At 42.0% G+C, this 22,828-nt stretch carries 23 protein-coding genes and 1 pseudogene; 19 read left to right on the top strand and 5 right to left on the bottom strand.

The features are described 5' to 3' along the window. The first annotated feature begins 57 nt into the window (after positions 1-57). The 9 genes from EHS15_RS11325 (at position 58) to EHS15_RS11285 (ending at position 10,094) form a co-directional block, all read left to right on the top strand. Positions 58-600, top strand: a complete 543-nt coding sequence (locus EHS15_RS11325) for an ATP-binding protein (RefSeq protein ID WP_135760771.1) — start codon at positions 58-60, stop codon at positions 598-600. Beyond that, on the top strand, positions 601-1,704 hold the full coding sequence (locus EHS15_RS11320; RefSeq protein ID WP_135760677.1) for a glycosyltransferase: 1,104 nt from the start codon (positions 601-603) through the stop codon (positions 1,702-1,704). It abuts the gene before it with no gap. Between the two features lie 5 nt (positions 1,705-1,709). Then, positions 1,710-4,523 (top strand): DNA polymerase I, encoded by a 2,814-nt coding sequence (polA, locus tag EHS15_RS11315; RefSeq protein ID WP_135760676.1) that lies wholly within the window; start codon positions 1,710-1,712, stop codon positions 4,521-4,523. 118 nt (positions 4,524-4,641) lie between these two features. After that, a complete protein-coding gene (locus EHS15_RS11310) occupies positions 4,642-5,649 on the top strand; it encodes an Lcl C-terminal domain-containing protein (RefSeq protein ID WP_135760675.1) in 1,008 nt (335 codons plus the stop codon). Positions 5,650-5,762: 113 nt separating this feature from the next. After that, positions 5,763-6,536 (top strand): GNAT family N-acetyltransferase, encoded by a 774-nt coding sequence (locus EHS15_RS11305; protein ID WP_135760674.1) that lies wholly within the window; start codon positions 5,763-5,765, stop codon positions 6,534-6,536. Continuing rightward, positions 6,533-7,666 (top strand): hypothetical protein, encoded by a 1,134-nt coding sequence (locus EHS15_RS11300; RefSeq protein ID WP_135760673.1) that lies wholly within the window; start codon positions 6,533-6,535, stop codon positions 7,664-7,666. Before EHS15_RS11305 ends, EHS15_RS11300 begins: the two co-directional genes overlap by 4 nt. A 42-nt stretch (positions 7,667-7,708) precedes the next feature. Continuing rightward, positions 7,709-8,437, top strand: a complete 729-nt coding sequence (locus EHS15_RS11295; RefSeq protein ID WP_246052101.1) for a biliverdin-producing heme oxygenase — start codon at positions 7,709-7,711, stop codon at positions 8,435-8,437. A gap of 1 nt (position 8,438) precedes the next feature. Continuing rightward, positions 8,439-9,692 (top strand): MFS transporter, encoded by a 1,254-nt coding sequence (locus tag EHS15_RS11290; RefSeq protein WP_135760671.1) that lies wholly within the window; start codon positions 8,439-8,441, stop codon positions 9,690-9,692. A gap of 33 nt (positions 9,693-9,725) precedes the next feature. Continuing rightward, complete coding sequence (locus tag EHS15_RS11285; protein ID WP_135760670.1) at positions 9,726-10,094, top strand: LIC13410 family lipoprotein; 369 nt, start codon at positions 9,726-9,728, stop codon at positions 10,092-10,094. Here the strand turns inward: EHS15_RS11285 and EHS15_RS11280 are convergent. Continuing rightward, the gene (locus EHS15_RS11280) at positions 10,091-10,861 is read right to left on the bottom strand and encodes an LIC13411 family adhesin (RefSeq protein ID WP_135760669.1); all 771 of its coding nucleotides are present in this window, start codon (positions 10,859-10,861) and stop codon (positions 10,091-10,093) included. The two genes, EHS15_RS11285 and EHS15_RS11280, sit on opposite strands and share 4 nt — an antisense overlap. A gap of 70 nt (positions 10,862-10,931) precedes the next feature. Between EHS15_RS11280 and EHS15_RS11275 the strand changes: the two genes are divergently transcribed. The 4 genes from EHS15_RS11275 (at position 10,932) to EHS15_RS11260 (ending at position 15,346) form a co-directional block, all read left to right on the top strand. Next, entirely contained in the window at positions 10,932-11,933 is a 1,002-nt protein-coding gene (locus EHS15_RS11275) for a helix-turn-helix transcriptional regulator (protein WP_135760668.1), read from the top strand. Then, positions 11,923-13,422, top strand: coding sequence for a DUF2779 domain-containing protein (locus EHS15_RS11270; RefSeq protein WP_135760667.1), 1,500 nt, complete (start codon positions 11,923-11,925; stop codon positions 13,420-13,422). Before EHS15_RS11275 ends, EHS15_RS11270 begins: the two co-directional genes overlap by 11 nt. Then, entirely contained in the window at positions 13,416-14,462 is a 1,047-nt protein-coding gene (locus tag EHS15_RS11265) for an alpha/beta hydrolase (RefSeq protein ID WP_135760666.1), read from the top strand. The genes EHS15_RS11270 and EHS15_RS11265 overlap by 7 nt, the downstream gene beginning before the upstream one ends. A gap of 68 nt (positions 14,463-14,530) precedes the next feature. Then, positions 14,531-15,346: an LIC13212 family protein gene (locus EHS15_RS11260; RefSeq protein WP_135760665.1), complete on the top strand. Its 816-nt coding sequence runs from the start codon at positions 14,531-14,533 to the stop codon at positions 15,344-15,346. A 1-nt stretch (position 15,347) separates the two neighbouring features. Here EHS15_RS11260 and EHS15_RS11255 read toward each other — a convergent pair whose 3' ends face one another. Continuing rightward, complete coding sequence (locus EHS15_RS11255; protein WP_135760664.1) at positions 15,348-15,572, bottom strand: hypothetical protein; 225 nt, start codon at positions 15,570-15,572, stop codon at positions 15,348-15,350. Positions 15,573-15,581: 9 nt separating this feature from the next. Continuing rightward, entirely contained in the window at positions 15,582-16,931 is a 1,350-nt protein-coding gene (locus EHS15_RS11250) for an MFS transporter (protein WP_135760663.1), read from the bottom strand. An 84-nt stretch (positions 16,932-17,015) separates the two neighbouring features. Here EHS15_RS11250 and EHS15_RS11245 point away from each other — a divergent pair, with 84 nt between their 5' ends. The 6 genes from EHS15_RS11245 (at position 17,016) to EHS15_RS11220 (ending at position 21,402) form a co-directional block, all read left to right on the top strand. After that, the gene (locus tag EHS15_RS11245; RefSeq protein WP_342775518.1) at positions 17,016-17,240 is read left to right on the top strand and encodes a (2Fe-2S)-binding protein; all 225 of its coding nucleotides are present in this window, start codon (positions 17,016-17,018) and stop codon (positions 17,238-17,240) included. Further along, entirely contained in the window at positions 17,237-17,875 is a 639-nt protein-coding gene (locus EHS15_RS11240) for a RibD family protein (protein WP_135760661.1), read from the top strand. The genes EHS15_RS11245 and EHS15_RS11240 overlap by 4 nt, the downstream gene beginning before the upstream one ends. A 115-nt stretch (positions 17,876-17,990) precedes the next feature. Continuing rightward, positions 17,991-18,863, top strand: a complete 873-nt coding sequence (ygiD, locus tag EHS15_RS11235; protein ID WP_167884215.1) for a 4,5-DOPA-extradiol-dioxygenase — start codon at positions 17,991-17,993, stop codon at positions 18,861-18,863. An 84-nt stretch (positions 18,864-18,947) separates the two neighbouring features. Then, positions 18,948-19,385, top strand: a complete 438-nt coding sequence (locus EHS15_RS11230) for a DoxX family protein (RefSeq protein WP_135760660.1) — start codon at positions 18,948-18,950, stop codon at positions 19,383-19,385. Positions 19,386-19,549: 164 nt separating this feature from the next. Next, positions 19,550-20,611, top strand: a complete 1,062-nt coding sequence (lpxD, locus tag EHS15_RS11225) for a UDP-3-O-(3-hydroxymyristoyl)glucosamine N-acyltransferase (RefSeq protein WP_135760659.1) — start codon at positions 19,550-19,552, stop codon at positions 20,609-20,611. A gap of 401 nt (positions 20,612-21,012) precedes the next feature. Then, positions 21,013-21,402, top strand: coding sequence for a hypothetical protein (locus EHS15_RS11220; RefSeq protein ID WP_135760658.1), 390 nt, complete (start codon positions 21,013-21,015; stop codon positions 21,400-21,402). Between the two features lie 88 nt (positions 21,403-21,490). Here the strand turns inward: EHS15_RS11220 and EHS15_RS11215 are convergent, their stop codons facing one another. Next, positions 21,491-21,892 (bottom strand): LIC_13241 domain-containing protein, encoded by a 402-nt coding sequence (locus tag EHS15_RS11215; RefSeq protein ID WP_135760657.1) that lies wholly within the window; start codon positions 21,890-21,892, stop codon positions 21,491-21,493. Beyond that, positions 21,889-22,794, bottom strand: a pseudogene (locus EHS15_RS11210) (LIC_10091 family protein); the annotation flags it as partial. The gene EHS15_RS11215 and the pseudogene EHS15_RS11210, both read right to left, overlap by 4 nt. Positions 22,795-22,828 lie beyond the last annotated feature (34 nt).

The raw sequence follows: 22,828 nt of genomic DNA, 5'->3' as shown, positions 1-22,828 counted from the left end.
GGCGCAATTCAAGAAACAAGTCAGTTTGTTATGAGTCCTTCACCAGGCTCCTATGCCATGTTTCTCCCGCCTGACATGGCTTCCGTGAAAATTTTCCGCAGAGAGCTATGTAAGTCCCTGGAAGAAAATCATTTTTCGCCGGACAATATCATGCAGATTGAACTGGCGGCCGACGAAGCTCTTACGAATTCCATTGCTGCCAACGTCTGCAACTGCAGTGACGAGACAATCATCTGTCGCTGGCGCATAGACGGTTCCAAATTCACCCTTTATGTTTTGGATTACGGCTCCGGCTTTCGCGAAGAAAACCCTGTTCCCAACACCGATAAAGAATTACTCAAAACAAATCCTTCTCTCTGTCTTTCCACCTTCATAGGCCACATAAAAAACCACCAAACAAAAAAACCGGAAACACTTCCTTACAACGGCCAAAACCAGAAACACACGAATATGGGAAAAGGCTTGAAAATAATGAATGCCATGATGGACTCCGTAAAAGTAATGTTTCATGGAGAAGGCATGGTGGGAGAAGTTCCCCAAGGTTTCAAAGTCATGGGCTCTATCCTTGCACTTGAATACGACCGAGCAAAACATCTATAAGTGATTTTACATATTAATACTTCCCGTGAATGGCGGGGAGGTGAACAACAATTATTCTATCTCGTCCAAGGTTTGAACCAGGACAAAATCAATCAACTCGTAGTTGGACAACCAAATTCTCCTTTGGCGGAACGCTGCCAAGAAGCGGGCTTTCCTTTTTATCCGTTGGAAATGAAGGGAGAATGGGATAGAAAAGCGGTGAAAACCATACGAACTCTTTGTACGGAAAAAAACGTAAAACTCATCCACACTCATACCGCACACGCTCACACCCTGGCATTGTTTGCCAAAAGAAATCATTTGAACATTCCTCTAGTCGTTTCCAGAAGAGTGGACTTCAAACCCAAAAACAGTTTTTTCTCCAGATGGAAGTACGGACACTCGGCTAACGATTACTATCTTCCCGTTTCCAACCGAATCAAAGAAGTGATGATGGAAGCTGGGATCAGTCCAGAAAAACTAATCACTGTTTATTCGGGAATCGACTTGAAACGATTCGGAAAAACCCCTTCGTCCGATTATCTCAGAGAAGAATTTTCCATTCCTAAAAAAACGGTAATCATCGGAAATATTGCAGCGTTAGTCGACCATAAAGATCAGGAAACGTTGATTCGTTCCGTCGCCAAAATGAAAACCGATCATCCTTTCCGACTTCTGATCGTAGGAGAAGGGAAACTGGAAAAAAAGCTGAAAGCTCTTTCCAAAGAACTGAATACGGATGAAAAAATCACTTTTACCGGATACAGAAAAGACATCCCCGCCTTACTTGCTTTATTCGACATTTTTACTCTTACTTCCAAGGAAGAAGGCTTAGGCACTTCCATTCTGGATGCGATGGCTTCCGGGCTGCCGATTGCTGCAACCAAAGGAGGAGGCATCGGGGAAATGTTGCACCAAGCCAAGGGAGCGTTTCTCAGCGAAGTAGGAGATTCCGATTCCATAGCGAAATCTCTGGATACTTTGGTGGAATCGGAAACTCTCCGTTCCCAATTCGGGACATTCAATAAACAATCCGTAAAAAGATTTTCTTGCACTGCCACCTCGGATAAGACTAAATTAGTTTATTATTCCTTACTAGGTGATTCTCTTTACGAGAAGGGCTAATATCTATGAATCGACTTCTCATCATCGACGGGCATGCTCTTGCCTTCCGCGCTTATTTTGCGTTCGCTGCCTCCAATCTGACCAATTCGAAAACGGGAAAACCCAGCGGAGCCATCTTCGGTTTTTGGAGAATGTTGTTTAAGCTACTTCAGGATGAAAAAGTTTCCCATATCGCATTCACATTCGATCCGGGAACCAGACTTCATAGAAACGATTTGTACGAAGCATACAAAGCCCAGAGAAAACCGATGCCGGAAGATCTGAAACCGCAGATCAAACAAATCCAAGAGATGATCCAAGCTTTGGAATTTCCAATGTACAAAATGGACGGAATCGAAGCGGACGACATCATCGGCTCCCTTTCCAAAAAGTTCGCAAAAGACTTCGATGAGATCGTAATTCTTTCCAGTGATAAGGATTTATACCAAGTTCTTTCTTCCAACGTACACATGTTACGTGGGAAAAAAGGGGTTTCCGAATTCGAAAAAATAGATCCGAAATGGGTCGAAACGAATATAGGAATCACCAAAGAACAAGTCACCGATTATATGGGACTTGTGGGAGACACATCCGATAACATTCCTGGAGTCAAAGGGATCGGAGAAAAAGGTGCCTCCAAACTCATCCAGGAATACGGAAACCTGGAAGGGATCTATAAAAACATAGATAACCTGAAAAACAAGGGACTCATCGACAAACTGGTTGCGGACAAAGAGAACGCATTTTTATCCAGAAAATTGGCAACGATTGTCACCAATTTAAAGTTAGAGATTAAAAAATCGGATCTAAAGATCCCTAATTATCATGATCCTGCTAAAGTTCAATACTTCAAAGATGAAGGTTACAACGTACTTCACAGAGACCTCGCCAAACAAGCAGGCATCGAAGTAGAAGATTCCAAAACGCCTGCCGCAAAAAAAGCCAAAAAGAAAAAAGGTGAAGAAGAGGAAGCGCCAGTAGAAGAGATCGTCGAAACAAAAGACGGCAAAGAACTTTCTTCGGTAAAAGACAAAAAAGTAAAATATGTCCGCATCAAAACGATCGAAGAACTAAAAAAAGTATTAAACGGAATCGATATCAAAAAACCGATCTCTATCGATACGGAAACTACCTCTCAAGATCCGATGCTTGCCGAAATTTTGGGAGTATCTTTCACTCAAAAACAAAACGAAGCCTACTACATCGCTTTTTCCCATTCGGAATCCATCTATTCCCACACTCTTCCCAATGCGGAAGAATCTCTGAAGTTGTTCCGGCCTCTTTTGGAAAATTCGAAACTAGTTAAAATCGGCCAAAATATAAAGTATGATGTATTGGTTTTCAGAAACTACGGAATTCATGTAACCGGAGTTACATTCGATACGATGATCGCATCCTACATCCTCAGTCCGGGAGAAAGACGCCATAACATGGACGATATGGCTGTCGATTATTTAAGCTATAAAACGATCACTTTCGAAGAACTGGTAGGAAGCGGCAAAAAGAAACAAAATCTTTACGATATAGATCCGGACAAAGTGTCCGAATACGCCTGCGAAGATGCGGATGTCACATTCCAACTTTATAAAATTCTGGAAAAGAAAATCGATACGGAGCCGAACCGTTCCATCTTCCATGAAGTGGAAATCCCTCTTATGGACGTTCTGGCGGATATGGAATATACGGGAGTGTCCGTGGAGAAAGATTACTTCACCGCACTTTCAGGAAATTTCGAGAAGAAAATTGCGGAACACGAAAAGAACATTCATTTTTATGCGGGACGATCATTTAACGTAAATTCTACGAAAGAACTACAAGTGGTTCTTTTCGAAGACCTAAAACTTCCTGCGGAAAAAAAGACCCAAACAGGTTATTCCACGGATCATTCCGTTTTGGAATCTCTCCAAGGAACGCATCCGATCATCGATGATCTTTTGGCACTCCGTAAATTCTCCAAACTCAAATCAACTTATACGGACACTCTACCGACTCTGGTAAATCCCAAAACGAATCGAATCCATACAAGTTACAACCAAACCATCGCAGCAACGGGAAGACTTTCTTCCACAAATCCGAACCTGCAAAACATTCCCATCAAGGACGAAGAAGGCAAACTGCTCAGAAAAGGTTTTTTGCCAGGAAAAGGTTTCGAAATTTTATCTTTGGACTACAGCCAGATAGAACTCAGGATCATGGCTCATTTTTCTAACGACGAACAAATGATAGATGCTTATCGTTCGGGTGCGGACATCCACAGAAGAACCGCTGCGGGGATTTTCGGCGTCAAAGAAAAAGACGTAACTCCTGAAATGAGAAACAAAGCAAAAATCGTGAACTTCTCTGTAATTTACGGAGTCACTTCTTTCGGACTCTCGAATAATCTAAAGATCGCAAGAAAAGAAGCCAAGGAATTCATAGAAAGATATTTCGCACAATACAAAGGTGTGGAAAAATATATGGAATCCATCGTAGAGTTCTGCAAGGAAAAAGGTTATGTAGAAACCTTACTGGGCCGCAGACGTTATCTTACGGATATCAATTCATCTCATAGAATGGCAGCGGAAGCAGCAAAGAGAGTTGCTATCAACTCTCCTATCCAAGGAACTTCGGCAGATATGATCAAACTTGCCATGCTGAAGATTCACGAAAAGATCAAAAAGAAATCCTTTAAGTCCCGCATCATCTTACAAGTGCATGATGAATTGGTGTTCGAAGTAGATAAGAAAGAAAAGGATGAATTCTTTGCTATGGCGAAAAAAGAAATGGAAGAAGCTCTTCCTATCAAAGTTCCCGTCTTGGTGGAAGGAAGATTCGGAAAAGATTGGGGAGAGGCTCACTAAACGGAGTTCTCTTTTCCCGATTTGTCGTGCATATTACGATACACAAACAGTAAAAAAAATATTTACTTATTCCGATTTTGATCTCTAATGTTTTCCTCGAAGGCTTCGGAGAAAAACATTGAGTCGATTCTTTCTTTTCCTGGTTTATTTTGCGATTGTTAGCTTCTATTTTGTATCGTGCGCCCCTACTCCCTCTCTCAACAACAAGTTCGATCCTATTTCCGAAACTTATAGAGAACTTAGGTTGTTGGAATGCGCCCTTCAATTGGATTCAAACTGCCTTTCCACCTATCAACTGTCAGGAACAATTACAGGTCTGATCTCAGGGACCTCTTTGAAATTAAAATTAAACGGGGGACAAAATTCATCTCCTATTTCGAATAACGGATCTTTTTCGATCACTACCAAAGGAGGTTCTCTCTCCGCCGATTTGGAAATCGGAGAACACCCTGCGCAGTTGTATTGCACAGTGGAGCACCAAGGCACAAACAGCGAGTCAGGAAAAAACGATGTGATCGTTTCTTGCCCGATGGCGAGGTTAGAGACAGAGGGAAAACAAATCCTTTGGACCAGATGTGCTTACGGGCAAGTATGGAATCCGAACGGATCGAACGGTGCAGGTGACTGCAAAGGAACAGGAACATCTGCCACCGAATATGGATTAAACTATTCTCTGAATTTCTGTTCCAACCCGATAGGAGACTGCAACGGAGGAAGCGGCTTGGCAGGAGGTCCTTTACTTCCTCCTCCTTGGTTGAACTCTTCCACAAGCCAGGTCTATAGTGCGTGTGAAGGGCTCAATCTTTCCAAAAAATTCGGAAGATCCAATTGGAGAGTTCCTAACATTATGGAGCTGAAACAAATCGTTTACTGTTCCAACGGCCCGAATCCTCCTCTTGCGAATTTCATCCAATGTAACGGAGGTTCTACGATGCCCACCATCAATACCTCTCTTTTCCCGGACACTACCGTCACACAAGGAGGAGCTCCTTATGCAGGGTATTGGAGTGCTACATCCTATTCGGTAGATTATGCACAATCGTTTCAGGTGAGTTTTCGTACAGGAGAAACCACCACACCCGATCAGGATCAGTCTTTTTCCGTTCGTTGCGTTTCCACTTTATAGCTGTTATTTAGGTGTAAACCCCGGTCGATTCTTCCTAATTTTTACAAGTTTGTCACATAGACGTAACAAAGAAGGGCTACCTTGATCTCAGCTTAGAAAAAGGAAGCACCTAGATGAAAGCGAACACAATTAATAAAACAGAAAGAGTTTTGGAAGTCCGTCTTGCGGAAAACCAACTGGAAATCGAAAGAGCGTTAGCTCTTCGTTATGAAGTATTCAACTTGGAAATGGGAGAAGGTCTCCCTCAATCCTCCGCCACAAGAAAGGACAGAGATGAATACGATCTTTACTGCAACCACCTAATCGTTTTCGATAAAACAAACGAAAACAAAATCGTAGGAACTTATCGTATCCTAACAAGAAAAAACGCAAAAGAAGGAATCGGCTTCTACAGCGAAAACGAATTCGACATCACTGCTATTTATAACCTTCCTGACGAGATCGCAGAAGTAGGAAGAAGCTGCGTGCACCCTGACTACAGAGACGGTTCCGTAATTTCTCTTCTCTGGCAAGGTCTTGCGGAATTCATGATCAAACAAGACGTGCGTTATTTGATGGGCTGCGGATCCATCCACTCTACGGATGCAGCGGTTGCTTCCGAATCTTACGCCTTCTTGAAAGAAAAAGAAGCTCTTGCTCCTGAAGAATTCAGAGTATATCCGAACCCTGATTTCGTTCTTCCCGGATTCAACGAAAACCACAAAATCGAGGATTTGAAGTCGATTTCTAAAAATATTCCTCCTCTTTTGAAAGGATATATCAGAATCGGCGCTAAAATCTGTGGAATTCCTGCTCTAGATTCTGTTTTTGGTACTACAGACGTGTTTATTCTCTTTGATAGAAAAGAAATCACCGAGAGATATGCGAAACACTATATGAGTACATGAGCCGCAAAGAGGAAGTAGACTACCAACATCCCAGTAAAAAAGACCAATTTAGGTTCTTTTCCTTCACCTTCCTGCTTGTAGTGGGAATCTGTCTGGGATACTTCGCAGGACTTCCTCATTACTGGCTCGGCTGGTTTTCTTTTTCCATTGCCGCCTTTTCTGTCGCTGGAAACGATGCGGTGCAAACGATAGGGACTTTTTTCGAAAGCAAAAAATCAGTCCACTGGTTCCGAAAACTTTTGGTTCTCGGTGGGCTGCTTCTCATAGTCCATTTGTTTGCTTGGGTCATACATGACGGAGAAATCCACTTTCATAGATTGGATTCCTTTCCCGCAACGACCCATTTCAATTTATTCCAATTATTAGCTCCCGTTATTTTAGTCGTCATCACTCGATTGAGAGCCCCTGTCTCCACAACCTTTCTTGTATTAGGTTTATTCGGAGGAGGAAACATCGACAAGATGCTCACCAAATCATTCTTTGGTTACGGTTTGGCATTCATCGCTGCGATCATAATTTGGGCCGTTCTTGCCAAAGTAGACCCTCACGAATATCACGACGTACATACTCCTGATCCGGTTTCCGAAAGAAAATGGGCCAGACTGCAATGGGTATCTACACTCTATCTTTGGGTGGCATGGCTCTTTCAAGACACTGCCAATATTGCAGTTTTCCTTCCCCGCAAACTCAGCGCCTTCGAATTTTCAGGTGCGGTCTTTCTTTTGATTTTCGCTTTGTTTGTGATCATCCGTACGAACGGAGGAACCATCCAACAAGTTGTCTCCGAAAAATCGGACATCAAATGGTCCAAAGCGGCGACCATCGTGGATCTTGTTTATGGAACGATTCTATTTATATTTCAATACGTAAGCCAAATTCCTATGTCCACAACATGGGTGTTTTTGGGTCTTCTGGCAGGAAGAGAAATCATCTTAAATGTGTTAACTTATAGAGATCTTCCTTATTTGGACACTTTCCGTAAGGTAGGGAAAGATGTTCTCTTAGCGTTTTTAGGAATTATAGTCAGCATCTTGGTTTTTTTCGCATCCGCCTTTGTGTATCCGGAGGATCAGTCGGAAGGAATCGATTTTTGGAAAAAACCTTTGGTGGAAACAGAGACGGACTCTTAAAATTTCTTTACCTACCCTAGATTTGTCAGGGTATTGTCATATATGAGAATGCTTCTCACCATAGAGACTCAGACTCACCAAGGAGATACCATGTCAATCGCAATGATGCTGAGAGAAGGAACCGCAGACAAACACCAAGAAACGGAAAAAGTTCCTTACCTGCGCGCCATTTTCCGTGGCGGATTAGATACACAAACTTATACCTACCAATTGGAAAGCCTAAGAGACGTTTATAAAGAGATGGAAGAATTGTTCCGTACGAACTCTTCCGATCCGATTCTTTCCAAAGTTTATTTCCCTGAACTTTTCCGCACGAAAGCTTTGGAAGAAGATATCAAATTCTTTCAATCCAAGTTCAATGCGAAACTCAGAGGCAAAGTCACTGCAGCTACTCAAAACTACATCGACCACATCAAAAGAGTCGCAAAAGAAAATCCGTATCTTCTGGTAGCACAATCTTACGTGCGTTATTTGGGAGACCTTTCCGGAGGACAAGCGATCAAAAAAGTAATCGCAAAAACCTTCTCCTTGGAAGGAGCAGACGGAGTTGCTTTTTACGAGTTTCCTGAAATCCAAGACCACCAAGCTTTCAAAGGAATTTACAGAACTGCAATGGACACTCTTCCTCTTTCCGATGCACAAAAAACGGAACTAGTGGAAGAATCCAAAAAAGTATTCGATCTGAACAAAAACCTTTTTGTGGAACTTGAGTCCGACCTAAAAGAGAACATCGGAGCGGAGAGATTCGCAGCGTTGATTCCGGCAGGGTAGTTTGAGTTTTCCTTACACACTCATTACTCTAGTTTTTCTTTCCATGTTGCCGGTCACTATGATCGTCCCTGTAGTGAAGGACATCGTCAAAGACCGGTTACTTGGTTCCAACTGGGAAGTGGCTTATTTCACAAGCATTCCCATGCTTGGTTCTTTTTTATTCGCACCCGTAGCGGGAATCATTTCCGATCGTTTTCAAAACAGAAAGTATTTTATCGCCGCTTTTTGTTTCTTAGATGCGTTTTTATTTTATCTGCTCACTCAAGTGACCGACATGAACTTGTTTTTGGTCATTCGCTTTCTGGAAGGAGCTTCTCATATTTTCATCATAGGACTGCTTCTCAGTTCCGCAGCGGACAGAGAGAATGATCCAGCAAACAAACGTTATTACGGCAAGGGAATCCTTATGGGGATCACTGGAATGTTCCTCTCATTAGGAGGAGCCTTCGGAATGCCTTTGGGGATTCTGGGAAGAAAAAATCCATTGATCCCTTTTTATGTAGGTTCCGGGATCTTGATTTTCGTGGGTTTGTCGACACTCATCCTTCTAAAAGACAGAGGGATCCACAAACAAAAAGAATTCAAGTGGTCTCATCTCAAAAATGCGATCTTCGAGAATCCTTTTTTATATGTTCCGTTTTTATTCAATTTCATCGACCGTTTCACCGTAGGATTCATCATTTCTTCGTTTAATATCCATCTGAGAGAAACCTTGGGATTTCATCCGGGCGTTTTAGGAGTCTTTTTAGGACTCGTTTTATTTCCGATGAGTCTACTTTCTTATCCTTCTGCGGTTTTATCCCGCAAAACGGGAGTTCTACCTTTGGTCCTTGTAGGTTCTCTTGTTTATGGAATTTTCCTAGGACTTTCAGGAACCACGAATCATTTTTGGCTTTTGTTCACCTATCTTTCGATATGCGGAATCGGTGCGGGGGTCATGTTTGTTCCTTCCATGATGCTCGCAAGTAAAATGTCCAGACCGGGACTCACCGCAACGACTATGTCCGCCTTTACGGGAGTAGGTTCTTTGGGTTTTATGCTCGGACCGATCGTTTCCGTTCAAATGCAGCATGTATTCCAAGCGAATCTTCCTACGGAATACTCATTTCCTGCCTTATCTTTCTTTTTCGGATTTTTAGAAATAGGTCTTGTTTTACTCACGATTCCTTTCTTCAAAAAAATCCTGACCAAAATCGACGTTGCGGAAAAGGAAAGAGACGAGATAACACTTGCCAATTCCAGTCCTATTGTTTAAACTAAAGATAGAATTTACATAGTGAGGTGAACCTTGAAACGTTCTTTACTCTTTTTGTCCCTTTCTTTCGTTTTGTTCGGATTTGTTGCTTGTACTTCCAGCAATAAAGTAAGTCCGGGAAGCAATAAAATACATCCGCACACTGCTCTTCGTAAGTTGGAAATAGACATGATCAAAGTGGGAGACAATCTCGTGAGAACAGAGGCTGTCTTAGGAAAACCTACGGAAAAATCAATCGATCCTTCCGGTTCGGTAATGGTATGGTGGTTTGCAGAAGACAGAGAAGTTCCGGAACAATACTACACTTTGAAAGAAAAACCTACAGGCGCAGATGCGGATAAGTTCGTAAAACTTACGTTCGATCCTAAAAACAAAATCACTGCGAAAGATTTTAAACTTTAATCTTCCGACGTAGTGTCCGCCTTCTCCTCTTCCGGAGTGGGCGCGGGGAAAGGGAAACCGGGGAAGTTGGGTTTTTCTTTTCCTTCTATATCATCATCAAACAAATCTAATGTGGTAAACCCCAGAAGAAAATCCAAAGCTTCTCCGAAATTGAATCCGAGCCTTCCTCCTCCGTAAACCCCCGCAATGATCTCCACATTCCATAAAAAACTTTTAGGATAACCGAAAGGCTTCAAATCTTCCTTAGGAAGATAAGCTAAAAATTCGTCTTGTCCCGTTTGGCGGACCAAATCCATAGTGAGTTCCCTTTGAAAGGTTGCCTTTTTCCTTTTTTTGCGATCGGCAACAGGATCGTTGAAATAGGAATAATATCTCATCTTATAACTTTTGATATTCGCTCTTTCATCGTTTGTAAGAGGAATTCCTTTTGCATCCACGAGCCAATTCCCTTTTTCATCCAAAACGGGATCACCGGAATGAAAACTTTCTCCACCTAAGAATGTATATACGAGTTGTTGGGAATGATAGGAGCCTACTTCTCCTCCCCGAATCCCGATTCCTCTTCCTAAATCTTTTTTTCCCATCTCGGATTCGCCTCCCTGAAAGAGAAAACCGATGGGAAGCGGTCCGATTTTTAAGGCAACACCGTACATAGGTGTTTCGGCGCCGACTGTGACGATGTCCTTCATGTCACTACGACGATTCTTCCAGTAACTGGCACATTGGAGAAGAAATAAGGGCAATAAAAACAGGGAATAGAATCGCATTCTTTTCCAATTTTTAAGATTTTCTACTTTTCGGAATCAAAAAAAATAATCAGCCTGGAAAGAGTAAGCTATGACAGAAGAAGATTTTCCAATGATTGAAGTCAAAAAAATGAACGAGACAGAGGTGCGTCTATTTGCCCTTCTCCTCAATCTTTGGAAAGAATCGAAAGGAATTTCGTTTCAACGATTCCGCAAAATCATGTCCCGCTACTATCAAAACGAAGACATCGACTCTGACCGAAAAAAACTCTATCGAGACTTAAACCAATTGAAGGCGATGGGTTTCAACATCAAGGTGGCGAGTTTCGGTTATCAATCCGAAGATCATTTTCCTTATTATCTGGAAAAAGAATCCTTGGACAAAGTATTAAAATTCTCTCAGGAAGAATTGGAATACTTGGCACTTTCTCTTTGTTCGGCGGAAGACCAAGACAATCAAATCATCCTCTCTCTATCTCAGAAATTATTTTCTAAAAATCTGGACCTTTATCCGCAGGGAATAGGAACGAACAAAAGAAGAGGAACCGAGTCCGCGGATAAGGAAGAAACGGAACTTTCCAAAATCATCCAGGCAGTGAAAGACAAAAGAGCAATCGTTGTGAGTTATGGCAAGGATGGAAAAGAAAGAACCATTGAACCTTACAGACTTATTCGCAAAAACTCGGAAGATTTTTATCTTCTCGCCTACGACCGAAATAAAAAATCCTTAAGAAGATTCATCCTTCCCAGAATCGTCGTAAAACGAGAATTAAAAGAAGATTTTTTTTCCAATAAAAAAATCACGGAACAAGACACTAACTTTCATCCTTTAGGTTTCGATGTTCATGAAAAAAAGAATTTAAATCTTACTATCTCTTCTCAATTTTCCGATTCATTTTCTCTTTTTTTGGAAGGACATACGTTCGGGAAAGAAGACCTAAATTTTCATTTCGAAACCACGAATCAAAATGCGTTGTTTCCTTTTTTCCTAAAATATCCAGAATCTCTCATTCATTCCGACTCAGACGAATGGATTCGAGACTATCAAAACTATTTAAATCAATTGTCCGAGTCTTATTCGAGTGTCGCTTAATTCACCTTCTTATCCCGTAACAAAATCACAATATCTCAATTTTCTAAAATGCTCTAATTCTTTTTACATCCTCAACCAGGCCCTTGTCGCAAAAACCCAAACTCCTCACAGCGGAAGTTTGGAATGGAATGAGTTTTCGGATATATGCAGATCTCGTTTTAACGATTCAGTACATATCTCCAAACAAATCCCCAAGGAAGAATCCATGGAACAAACGAAGATCGCCGTAGAACGAAGAAAAACGATCTTCCATGGAAACTTTAAAAACGAACATTTCATTACAAATATAGAATGTTTGGAACCGGTTCGGGATGGTGAAGGTTGGATTCTTTGGGACTTTCGTCCCATCGGTTCCATGAAGCTGGAAATATTGAAATCCCTCTTCTTTCAGAAAAAGATTTTGGAATCCTTAGGGATGGAAGTTCACTCTTCGAAAGTGATCCGCATCCAAACTTCTTATGAATACCTGACGGGTGAAGAGATAGAAACGGATAAATATCTGTTCGTGGAAGACGTAACAGAACGTTTGGTACGGGAAAACGAAAGGTTCGAAGAGGAATGGAGCCGGTTTCAAAGTTTTTTAACGAATATGGAATTTCCCGTTTTTTCGGAATCCCATACAAGCTGCAATTCACCTAAAACCTGTTATCTCAAAGATACTTGTTTTTCCCATTTGGAAAACGGGGATGTCTTCGAATTGAGAGAAGGTTACGAAATCGCAAAAAAACACTATCTGGAGGGTAAAATCGACCTAGGTTCCCTCCCAGAGGAAGACCTAAGTCCGATCCAAAGAATCCAAAGAAACGCCCATCTGCATGGAACCGCTCATTACGATCTTCCTCAATTGACTCGTTATTTTGAAAGAACTACCGAGAAAGTCGCTTTTTTGGATTTCGAATCCGTCAATCCTCTCCTTCCTATGTTTACGCCATCTCGTCCCTTTCAACATATTCCTTTTTTGTTCTCTCTTCATATCTGGGATTCCCGAAAAGACGAATTGGAATATCACACCTACATTCATCCTCCTGAAAAAGGAGATCCCAGAGCCTTCATCTTAGAGGAATTGGCAAAACGATTGCCAGTAGACATAACAATCTTCTCCTTCAATGACTTTTTCGAAAAACTGATCATAGAAGAAGCAACACAAGTATATCCTAATTTTAAAGATTGGTGGGAGAACATCCGCCCTAATTTTATAGATCTTGCTCTTCCGTTCAAAAAGTTTTGGGTCTATCATCCGGAACAAAAAGGAAAAGCATCCTTAAAAGAAATCCTACCCACAATGAGTGATGTGAGTCACGGAAACCTTTCCATCAAGGAAGGACAGGATGCAAACTATCAATATTTACGCTTATTAAAAAAGCAAGTGACAGAAGAAGAAAAGTTCCGTGTTTTGGAAGATTTAGTAAACTACTGCAAAATGGATACGTACGGATTGTTTCTTATCTATAGAAAGCTGAAAAACCATTTATCGATTAGCCAATGTTAGGTATTAAACGCTCCATCGCAAAGTTCGCATTTTCCATTCCTGAAAACTGGATTCATTCCATTTTCGGAGAAAAAGAAGAAGACGGCACACAGAAGATCAATCCTCAATGTCTTCTCGCCTGCAATTTCGCCAAACTTCTCCCTAAACTAGAAACTCTTCCTCCTACAAAAGCCAGAAAACTCTACCAAGAAAACATCAAAGTATTCGACGAACCTGCCATCGCAGTTTCCCATATAGAAGACAAACTCATTCCTACTCCCAGCGCTTCTTTCATTCCGATCCGCTTGTACAATGCGCACCCTCAAAAAGGAAATCTTCCGATTGTCATTTATTTTCACGGAGGCGGTCTCACGATCGGATCTTTGGAAACCCACGATGCGGCATGCAGAAGGCTCGCCTATTATGCAAAAGTCATCGTCGTTTCGGTAGACTATCGTTTGGCTCCGGAACATCCTTATCCTGCCGCTTTGGATGATGCCTTTTTAGCATACCAATACGTAAGAAGCAGCGCTTATCTTTTCGGAGGTTCTCCCAATGCGATCGCTGTGGCGGGCGACAGTGCGGGAGGGCTTCTTGCCACTTCCGTATGCATCCGTGCCAAAAGGGAAAAACAACCTCTTCCCGTCTTTCAGGCTCTTCTTTATCCTGTAACAGATATTTCACGAGAATCCGAATCCTACAAAAACTTCGGAGAAAAATTCGTTTTAACCGCTGCCACACTCCGCTGGTTCATCCATAATTTCACTCCGAATGCATCGGATCGTAAATCGATCTTCAATTCTCCCCTACTTGCAGAGTCGAAAGAGTTAAAGGGACTTCCTCCCGCTTATGTCTCAACGGCAGGATTCGATCCTTTGCAGGAAGAAGGAGATCGTTATTCCCATCTTTTGGAAACCGCAGGGGTCAAAGTGCAGCACAGGCATTTTCCAGACCTCATTCACGGATACATCCAGATGACAGGGCTGATTCCAGCTGCCAAAGAAGCGGAATCGGACTTTCACAGAACCGTTTTGGCTTTTTTCAGCCAAAGAAAATTCTAAGTTTCTTCATTCAAGAATCGACAGGATAGAATTCGATACTATAAAGGACAGTAGACCCGAGGTACGTCATGATTCATCGTTTTGGTATTTCTTCCATTTCATCCGTTTTGCTTTTTGTCTGCAGCGTAGCGCTTTACGCAGAAAGACCTGCTTCTTTGACCTTAAAAGACAGAGAATCTCAAAAACAAATCGATGCAACTAGAGCAGCTGGTTTCGGAGACAATGAGATCGACACACTTCACGGCACCATTGCGGAACATCTCAAAAAGATGAAAAAGTTACAAGACTTAGGCGTAGATAAAACAGCCGCTCAGTATTTGGCACAAACTCCTCAAAAACTGGACGATCTTTATAAAACGGATAAGGACGGGAAACTGTATCTGGAAATCAAACTTCCTCAAGGACAATCTTATATCGATTGGCCGAAAGTTTATCTCTATGACGGAACTGCATTCATTTACCCGAACAAAGATTTCACGGATCTCGACAGAATCATTCTTGCTTTTAGAAGAGTGAATGCGGACGGAACCATCTATGTGAAAGAGATGAGAAGACTCATCAACCCTACTCCCAGACAACAAGGAGTGGACAAGGACGAAAAAGGAGAAGCTAAATTGGATACGAACTCGGACATCCAATTGGAGTATTTCCAAGCTTTGAGTTCCGATACCATTTGGCCGAACGAGCCGGTTCAAAAAGATGCGGCGAACATCACTATGGTGTTAAATGATGAGAAAGACCCTCTTCCTTACGACAAACAAAAACACATTATGTTGACTTATAAAAAGATGCTTCGTAAGGCGAGCAAACACACTGCATTCAAACTAAGAAATATGGAATTGGATCAAAAACAATTGATCACTAAGGTGTTGGATTACAACTAAACTAAAGACTTTGCTGCTGTCTCTTGATGAGTAATTGAGAGATGGTTTGTTCTTCCGTAACGTATTTACGCTTCAAATAAGAAATCGCATTATTGATAAAGCTGGGTACGTTTTTATCCGCATCCAGCAAATCCAATTTGGTCTGCATCAATTCATCAATCGTAGCCAAAGCCAGTTTTCTCTGGCTTTGGTGAAGTTCAAAATCGTCTTCTGTTTCGACAACCATTTCGGGTATTTACTCTTTGAAGTTCTTAGCGACTTCCACTCCTCTATCTTCATCCACAAAAAAATTAATCAACAAAGATATGAGATAAAACAAAGCGACTACTAAAAATGCGTTTCTCAAAGTAACCAAGGTTTGGATGTATCCGAAAAGGAACAGACCTAAACCTGCTGCAAACTTCCCTGAAAACCCCCACATTCCGAAGAACTCACCCGATTTGGATTCGGGAGAAAAAATTCCCACAAGAGCTCTGGAGGCGGATTGAGTGGAACCTAGTCCCATTCCCGCAAGAGAAGAGATACATACGAACACCCATTGCACGGTCCATTGGGTTCCCAAAGTGGAATTCAAAAAACCTGTCAGATCTTTTACGAAGTAGATGAGTCCGCAAACGACCAACCACAAAACGAGAGTTAAGTTGAAAGTCTTTTTAGCACCGATGATGTCCTGCAGAACCCCGAAAGCCAAAGCTCCTACGGCAGCGGAAACCTGAATGAAGATAAACATGGCAGTTCTATGTTCCTTACCTATGTTGACCTCTTGTGATCCGTAAATAAAAGCGAAGGAAATGACGATGGCAAGAGCCGCCATAGAGAAGAAAAGGGAAAACAAAAAGATAGCGAGGTCTCTAAACTTAAACGCATCTCTCAAGGTATTGACGACACGTTTCACACCTATTTCCAAATAATTGACTTTAGGAGGAACATTATCACCTAACTTAGGTTCTTTCAAAAACAGGAATGTGGGAATCCCCGCCACTAGGAAAAAAATCGCAGTATAAGGACCGACCAAACGAAGGGATTCGTAATTTTCAACTACTTGATCTCCTAATGTGTCCGCAAGAGCGACGGAAGCAATCCCTCCGATATAACCGATCCCCCAGGCATACCCTGAGATCTTACCTAAATCGTCTTTATCGCCCAAGGAAGGAAGGAAGCTGGACGCGAAGTTTTCTCCGGAAGCGAAGAAAAAATTGGAAATGGCGATGAGTGTGAATCCTACCCAAATCATTCCAGGAGATACATAATATAACGCAAATGTGGCGATGACACATCCGATATAACTCAAAAACAAAAATAGTTTTTTGGTAGCGGAGTAATCGGTAATGGCGCCGAAAAGGGGGCCGGTAATTACCACTGCAAAATAGGAAATGGCAAGCGACCAAGCCCAAAGCGAATTCCCGAATTGAAACGGATTCGATGAGTTCGGGTCGGAAGGAACGACTAATTTCGTAAAGATGTCACAATAAATGACACTGATGATTACGGTAGTGTACGAAGAGTTCGCAAAATCGAACATACACCAGCCGAAGAGCTCTCTCTTCCTAGCGATTTTCTTTTTAGGATTTAGATCATTTGCCATAAAGTTTTCGGAATTTTCCTTATCTAAAGTAATTAAAGAGTTTCCTTCCCTTTCCGAAATCTGTCAAATGATTAGTGCTAACACATGGAAGGATTCGATTTAAATTCTCTCATGCGGCCCAAAAGGGTCTGCCTTTGTAAAATGGTGACCGAAAAAGAATTGGTAGACGCCATCCGAGAGGGAGCGCATACCATTGAAGAGTTAAGGGAAAAAACAAGAGCCTCTACTGGGTGTGGTACCTGCGCAGTTCAAGTCTACCATATCCTCCAGCGGGAATTGCAAAATCTTGCCGAAAGGAAGGCACAATGAAGCTATCGATCAATATGGCCATGACCCTGGATGGAAAAGTGGTTCGCCCGGACGGCCGCTGGTATGGACTCACTTCGAAAGAAGACAAACAGCAAATGGATGTCTACAGATCCCAATCCGATGCGATCATTTTGGGGAAAAACTCGATTATCAACGACAACCCCATCGTAAAAATCCGAGCTTTTTCCAACGCACTCAATCCCAGACCGGTCATCCTCATCCGCAAAGGAACGATCCCGATCGACAAACATGTATTTGAAGAATCCGACCACATTCCCTTGGTCATCTGCACAAAAACAAATCTGAAAGAAATCAAAACCTCTCTCGAAAACAGAGCGGAAATCTTCGCATTGGATGCGGACGACATCGAACCCAAAAAAGTCACAGGGATCCTCAAAAGAAAAGGCTATCAAAACGTGCTTCTGGAAGGGGGACCGAAACTCAATTTTTCCTTTCTGGCAGGGGATTTGGTAGATCGAATCTACATCACAGTCGTTCCCTACATCATAGGCAAAAACGGACTTCCAGGAATCGCCAATCATACGGAAGAACTCCCCGAATTCGATAAAAACTCTTGGAAGCTGGTCAATTCCGTCACAAAAGGAAACGAAATCTTCCTCACTTACGAAAAGTAATTTCCTTTCGCACACCCTAAGTTTGAAGGATTGTTTCCTTTTTTCGAATTGACTCTTCGGTTCAAATTAATTTAATATCAAACTATTATACGTCTAATGATTAGAGGCCGATCGTTTGAAAAGAAAAGAGTTTTTAAAGCTGATGGCTCTTCTTTCTATCACAGGAGGATTTATGAATCAGGAAGAAACAGAAGCCCGTTCTCAAGGGGAAATAATGCCGGTATTTTTCTTCGGCCACGGAAGCCCAATGAACGCAATCGAAGAAAATCAATTCTCCAAAACTTGGCAATCCATAGGCAAGTCTCTACCCAAACCGACAGCAATCTTATGTATATCCGCGCATTGGGAAACAAGAGGAACATTCATCACTGCAATGCCCAAACCTCCCACCATACATGACTTTGGCGGTTTTCCAAAAGCATTGTTCGATGTGCAATATCCAGCGCCAGGAAACCCTTCTTTGGCGAAAGAAATCCAAAAAGGCTTCAAATACACACAACTTGGATTAGACGAAGATTGGGGACTTGATCACGGAACCTGGAGCGTATTGAAACATGTGTTTCCTAAAGCAGATGTTCCCGTTCTGCAGTTGAGCCTAAATCACAACCAAAAACCGGAATATCATTATGAACTGGCTAAAGAACTGAGAGCCTTACGAAAAAAAGGAGTATTGATCGTAGGAAGCGGGAACACCATCCATAACTTACGTTTGGTGGATTGGAACAAAGTGCACGAACCCAGCTACGGATTCGATTGGGCCATAGAAGCAAACACCAAAATCAAACAATGGGTGCAAAACGGACGCCATGACGAACTGATCAAATTCAAAAGCCAAGGAAAAGCATTCGATCTGGCTATCCCTACGCCGGAACATTATCTTCCACTGCTCTATACATTAGGCTTGCAGGAAGAAAAAGATCGGATAGAAATCTTCAATGACAAAGAAGTCATGGGGTCTTTGGCAATGACCTCGTTCCGATTCGGCTGATGAAAAAAATAGATTTTTTCATTGACCGATTCGGGGGTCTAAAATTAGTTTGATATTAAATTACTTAGCAATAAGAGGTTCAAAATGAATTTACTATATAAATTGATCGCTACCAACAAAGACATCACGCTCACAATCTTGAGAGTGACACTCGGCGTTGTGATCTTCCCACACGGAGCACAAAAAGTTCTAGGTTCGTTCGGCGGATACGGTTTCGACGGAACTATGGGTTTTATGACGGGAATGGGAATTCCGGCCGTATTCGCATTTTTAGCGATCGTTGCAGAATTTTTCGGAGCCATCGGACTCATCGTGGGACTCTTCACAAGAGTAGCAGCGTTCGGAGTGTTCGCAACTATGTTTGTAGCAGCGGTACTAGTTCACCTTCCTAACGGATTTTTCGCAGATAAAGGCGGATACGAATTCCACCTTCTTACATTCGGTTTAGCAATTCCTTTGATTCTAAAAGGAGCAGGTTCCTTCTCTCTTGATGATATCCTCGCAGGAAAATTGGAAAAATAAAACTTCCAGGAACTAGGAAGGCCGCAAGCCAATGCGGCTTTTCCTATCTCTTTTTCTCTCAAAAACATCATTTCCTCCCCTTTTCATATCTAATATTGTTAGTCAGAAAATTCACTATCCTTTTCCCTAGTAGAAATAAATAATTTTCACTACAGGAAAGTTCCATGAAGAGAACGAATCTTTCAACGATCCAATCCCTATTAGAAGGATCTAAACTATTAAATTGCCCTCACCCTGAAGCCGTAGAAATCGATAAAGTTCTCCCTCTCTCCTCAGATAACAAAGATTATCTTTCCTTCGTATCCTCCAAAGCTTTCGTGAACGAAGCAAATTCCAGCTCTGCGGCTGCGATCTTGGTTTCCGAAGAAATTTCCTCTTCCATAGCAGCAAACAAACCTCTGATTGTGGTACCTCATGTAGAACTCGCCTTCAGTAAAATGCTTCTTTATTTCAATCCTCCCAAAGAACCGAACGGCAAAATCTCACCTCATTCTGTGGTACATCCTACCGCCCAAATCGGAGAAAACACCGAAATCGGACATTTTGTCACAGTGGGAGCGAACTCCAAAATCGGAAAAAACTGCATCATCGAAGACGGAGTCAAAATCGAAAACGATGTCACCATAGGAGACGGAGCCAGAATCGGAATGAACTGCGTATTCTACCACGGCACGGTGATCGGAGAAAGATTCACAGTTTTCGGAAACTCCACCTTCGGGGGAGACGGATTCGGATTCGTATATGCGAACGGAAAACACAACAAACTGCCGCAAGTCGGTAAAGTTGTGATCGGAGACGATGTAGAAGTAGGATCCAACTGCACAGTCGACAGAGGCGCCATTACGGACACAAAAATCGGAAACGGATGTAAGTTCGATAACATGGTACACATTGCACACAACTGCGTCGTAGGAAATCATGTGATCATCGCAGGACAATCTGGACTGGCGGGAAGCGTAACGTTAGGAAACAACGTCATCATAGGAGGAGCCTGCGCCATCAGTGACCATCTAACTCTTGTAGACGGAACCATCATCGCAGGAGGAAGTTCCCTTCGCACATCTCCGAAAACGAAAGACGTTTATGTAGGATGGGATCTCGGACTCACATTCCCCGAATTTCAAAAATACAGAGTGAACATCAAAAACATAGTGAACCTCAATAAATGGATCAAAAGGATCAAAGAATTGGAGAAAAAAGCGGGAATCGAAGGAGAAGATATTTAACTAGAGTAACTCCTTCCTATAACGAACCGAACCCCTAAGGAAAAAACTTCTTTACCAAACTTCTCCTTAGGGGCGTCTTCCGGCTCTCAGTCGACGAGGGCGCTCCTTCGATCCGGCGCAGTAAAATCTCGCTTTCGACCCAGATCTCTTCAAAAAATCGAAAATCATTCTCCTTTCCCGAATCATAAAAGTCTAAATTCGTTTTAGCGAAGCTTAAGTGACGATAGGATGTCAGTTAAGTGCCAAATCCAACCTTACTTAATTTATTTTTTACTCTGATATTTTTTTTATTCTAGACATGGAATTTCTGCGTTCTTAGCATTGCGATCCTGATGAGTAGCTCATCAAGTTTAAGTTAAGTTATCTTCGATGCAAACAATCGAGAAATTAGGAGAAATACTATGGCGACAAGTTTTTTAGGAAGTGTGGGAAAAATCCAAATCGTAGCATTGACAGGAGTCACTGAGACTGAGTTCAATCGCGCACTCCAGATGTTCAGTGAACTAGGAGCAGGCGAACAACCGGGTACGATTCAATTATCAAAAGAAGGAACCGCAAACATCGTCCGCATTGCAACCGGGCAAAAAGAAACCGCGGACGGAATCGAAACTCTAAGAGGAATGTTCCAAGAACATGTGTTCGCAAACAAAACAACAATCTTAGAAGACTGGAACCACGACCCGGATGCTATCGCATTTCAAGGCGAAGAGGAAGAAGATGACGACGACGATGATTCCGAAGAAGAAGAAGAAGAAGAGGATGATGAAGAGGACGACGAGGAAGAAGAATAATCAATAGATCATTTCTTTTTTAAAAAGTCTGCGGTCAGATGTATGTCCGACCGCAGGCATCAAACATATTTTTTGTGTTATGTGCCGATCAAAGATCCCCTTCTTCCCACTGTAAATACAATCTAACCTTTTCCAAAACCAATTCTTCTCCTTCTTTCTCGAAAAAAGGAACGATATCGCCTTCCGGATCCAACCAACAAAATTGATCCCCTTCGAATTTTCCCAAACTCACATAAAAGATAGGAGGAGGATTTCTAGTGTAACGAGCGTGTTCTCCCAAACGCAGAGTGACAGAACCCATTTCGGAAACGATCCACTCGAATGAGTTTCCTAAAATCTCAGCTTTCCAATGGATCGGAAAAGGGATCGATTCCACAAGAACATCTAATCCTTGTTTATTTCCAAAAACACGAAGCAGATGAAGGACCGCTTTTTTAGACAACTCGGACAATTTGTCCCAATCTTCCACAGTCAGAGGAACTTGTTTCATAAGGACTTCCTGCCGGGAAGCCTACTAACAACGGTAATTCCCAAGGAACGATCCGTTTTTCCTCCCTCTTCCATGATATGATCCGATCTTAATTTGGGTCTGTCCAAAGCCAACCAAGCCTGGAAATTGGAAATAGGCTGAATGCAATAATGAAATCCGAAATCTGTGGAAATATCGGAACCTGGAGACCAAGGAAACAAATGTTTTTTTACGGAAAGAGTTCTGACTACGATCGAACTGTCCGTGATAGGAAAATTCTGAATCGATTCCTTAAACGTTTGAGGATAATAAAAATATTCCTCCGCATTGCTGAAGTAAATCACTCCCAATTTCTGTCCGTTCTTTCTCAAAGTATCGCCTATGCTCTTTAAGGTGACCTTTCCCAAAAGATTCCCCTTCACAGGATAAATCCGATCCGCCTTAGCCAAGTTATGAATGTATTCATATTGGGAATCGTCCGTCTGGAACATCTTATAATGATACAGTTCCGCTGTTTTTAGATTGGTTTTGTGTCTTTTGCGAATGTAACGAATGATTTTTTTATACACACCTACATAAGATTGAGGATTTGAAAAATTCTTTTCGATCAAAGAGATCGCTTCATTCTCCCTTTCCTTTTTGTACAAAGATAAAAACTTTTCCTTGGTGTCGGACTCTTTCAAAAAAAGAACCATTATCTCGTTCGCAGAAACAACGACTCTTGTGAAATCCATCAGATAAACAAATTCCGATTTGGCCCAGGCGGCAATGGTTAAGTTTTGTTCCGAACCCACACCTACATACACATTCCCCACATTTTGAACGTAAGGAATCAATACATCCAATCTGTCTTCGTTGGAAACGGTAGTGTTTCCTACATCCCATCGAGTAGGAACTAGAGTCTCTTGGTTGAGTTCCCGTAAGGATCGATAATCTTCCTTGCCGCTAAAGGAAGAA

This window comes from Leptospira idonii, from assembly GCF_004770995.1.
GTDB lineage: Bacteria > Spirochaetota > Leptospiria > Leptospirales > Leptospiraceae > Leptospira_A > Leptospira_A idonii.
This window is presented reverse-complemented; position numbering and strand designations above follow the sequence as displayed.

Bases quoted from the DNA above. Each gene is read 5' to 3' on its own strand.
- EHS15_RS11325 (WP_135760771.1), top strand. From the start codon at position 58: ATGTTTCTCCCGCCTGACATGGCTTCCGTGAAAATTTTCCGCAGAGAG.
- polA (WP_135760676.1), top strand. From the start codon at position 1,710: ATGAATCGACTTCTCATCATCGACGGGCATGCTCTTGCCTTCCGCGCT.
- EHS15_RS11305 (WP_135760674.1), top strand. From the start codon at position 5,763: ATGAAAGCGAACACAATTAATAAAACAGAAAGAGTTTTGGAAGTCCGT.
- EHS15_RS11300 (WP_135760673.1), top strand. From the start codon at position 6,533: ATGAGCCGCAAAGAGGAAGTAGACTACCAACATCCCAGTAAAAAAGAC.
- EHS15_RS11295 (WP_246052101.1), top strand. From the start codon at position 7,709: ATGAGAATGCTTCTCACCATAGAGACTCAGACTCACCAAGGAGATACC.
- EHS15_RS11280 (WP_135760669.1), bottom strand. From the start codon at position 10,861: ATGCGATTCTATTCCCTGTTTTTATTGCCCTTATTTCTTCTCCAATGT.
- EHS15_RS11275 (WP_135760668.1), top strand. From the start codon at position 10,932: ATGACAGAAGAAGATTTTCCAATGATTGAAGTCAAAAAAATGAACGAG.
- EHS15_RS11265 (WP_135760666.1), top strand. From the start codon at position 13,416: ATGTTAGGTATTAAACGCTCCATCGCAAAGTTCGCATTTTCCATTCCT.
- EHS15_RS11260 (WP_135760665.1), top strand. From the start codon at position 14,531: ATGATTCATCGTTTTGGTATTTCTTCCATTTCATCCGTTTTGCTTTTT.
- EHS15_RS11255 (WP_135760664.1), bottom strand. From the start codon at position 15,572: ATGGTTGTCGAAACAGAAGACGATTTTGAACTTCACCAAAGCCAGAGA.
- EHS15_RS11250 (WP_135760663.1), bottom strand. From the start codon at position 16,931: ATGGCAAATGATCTAAATCCTAAAAAGAAAATCGCTAGGAAGAGAGAG.
- EHS15_RS11245 (WP_342775518.1), top strand. From the start codon at position 17,016: ATGGAAGGATTCGATTTAAATTCTCTCATGCGGCCCAAAAGGGTCTGC.
- EHS15_RS11240 (WP_135760661.1), top strand. From the start codon at position 17,237: ATGAAGCTATCGATCAATATGGCCATGACCCTGGATGGAAAAGTGGTT.
- EHS15_RS11230 (WP_135760660.1), top strand. From the start codon at position 18,948: ATGAATTTACTATATAAATTGATCGCTACCAACAAAGACATCACGCTC.
- lpxD (WP_135760659.1), top strand. From the start codon at position 19,550: ATGAAGAGAACGAATCTTTCAACGATCCAATCCCTATTAGAAGGATCT.
- EHS15_RS11220 (WP_135760658.1), top strand. From the start codon at position 21,013: ATGGCGACAAGTTTTTTAGGAAGTGTGGGAAAAATCCAAATCGTAGCA.
- EHS15_RS11215 (WP_135760657.1), bottom strand. From the start codon at position 21,892: ATGAAACAAGTTCCTCTGACTGTGGAAGATTGGGACAAATTGTCCGAG.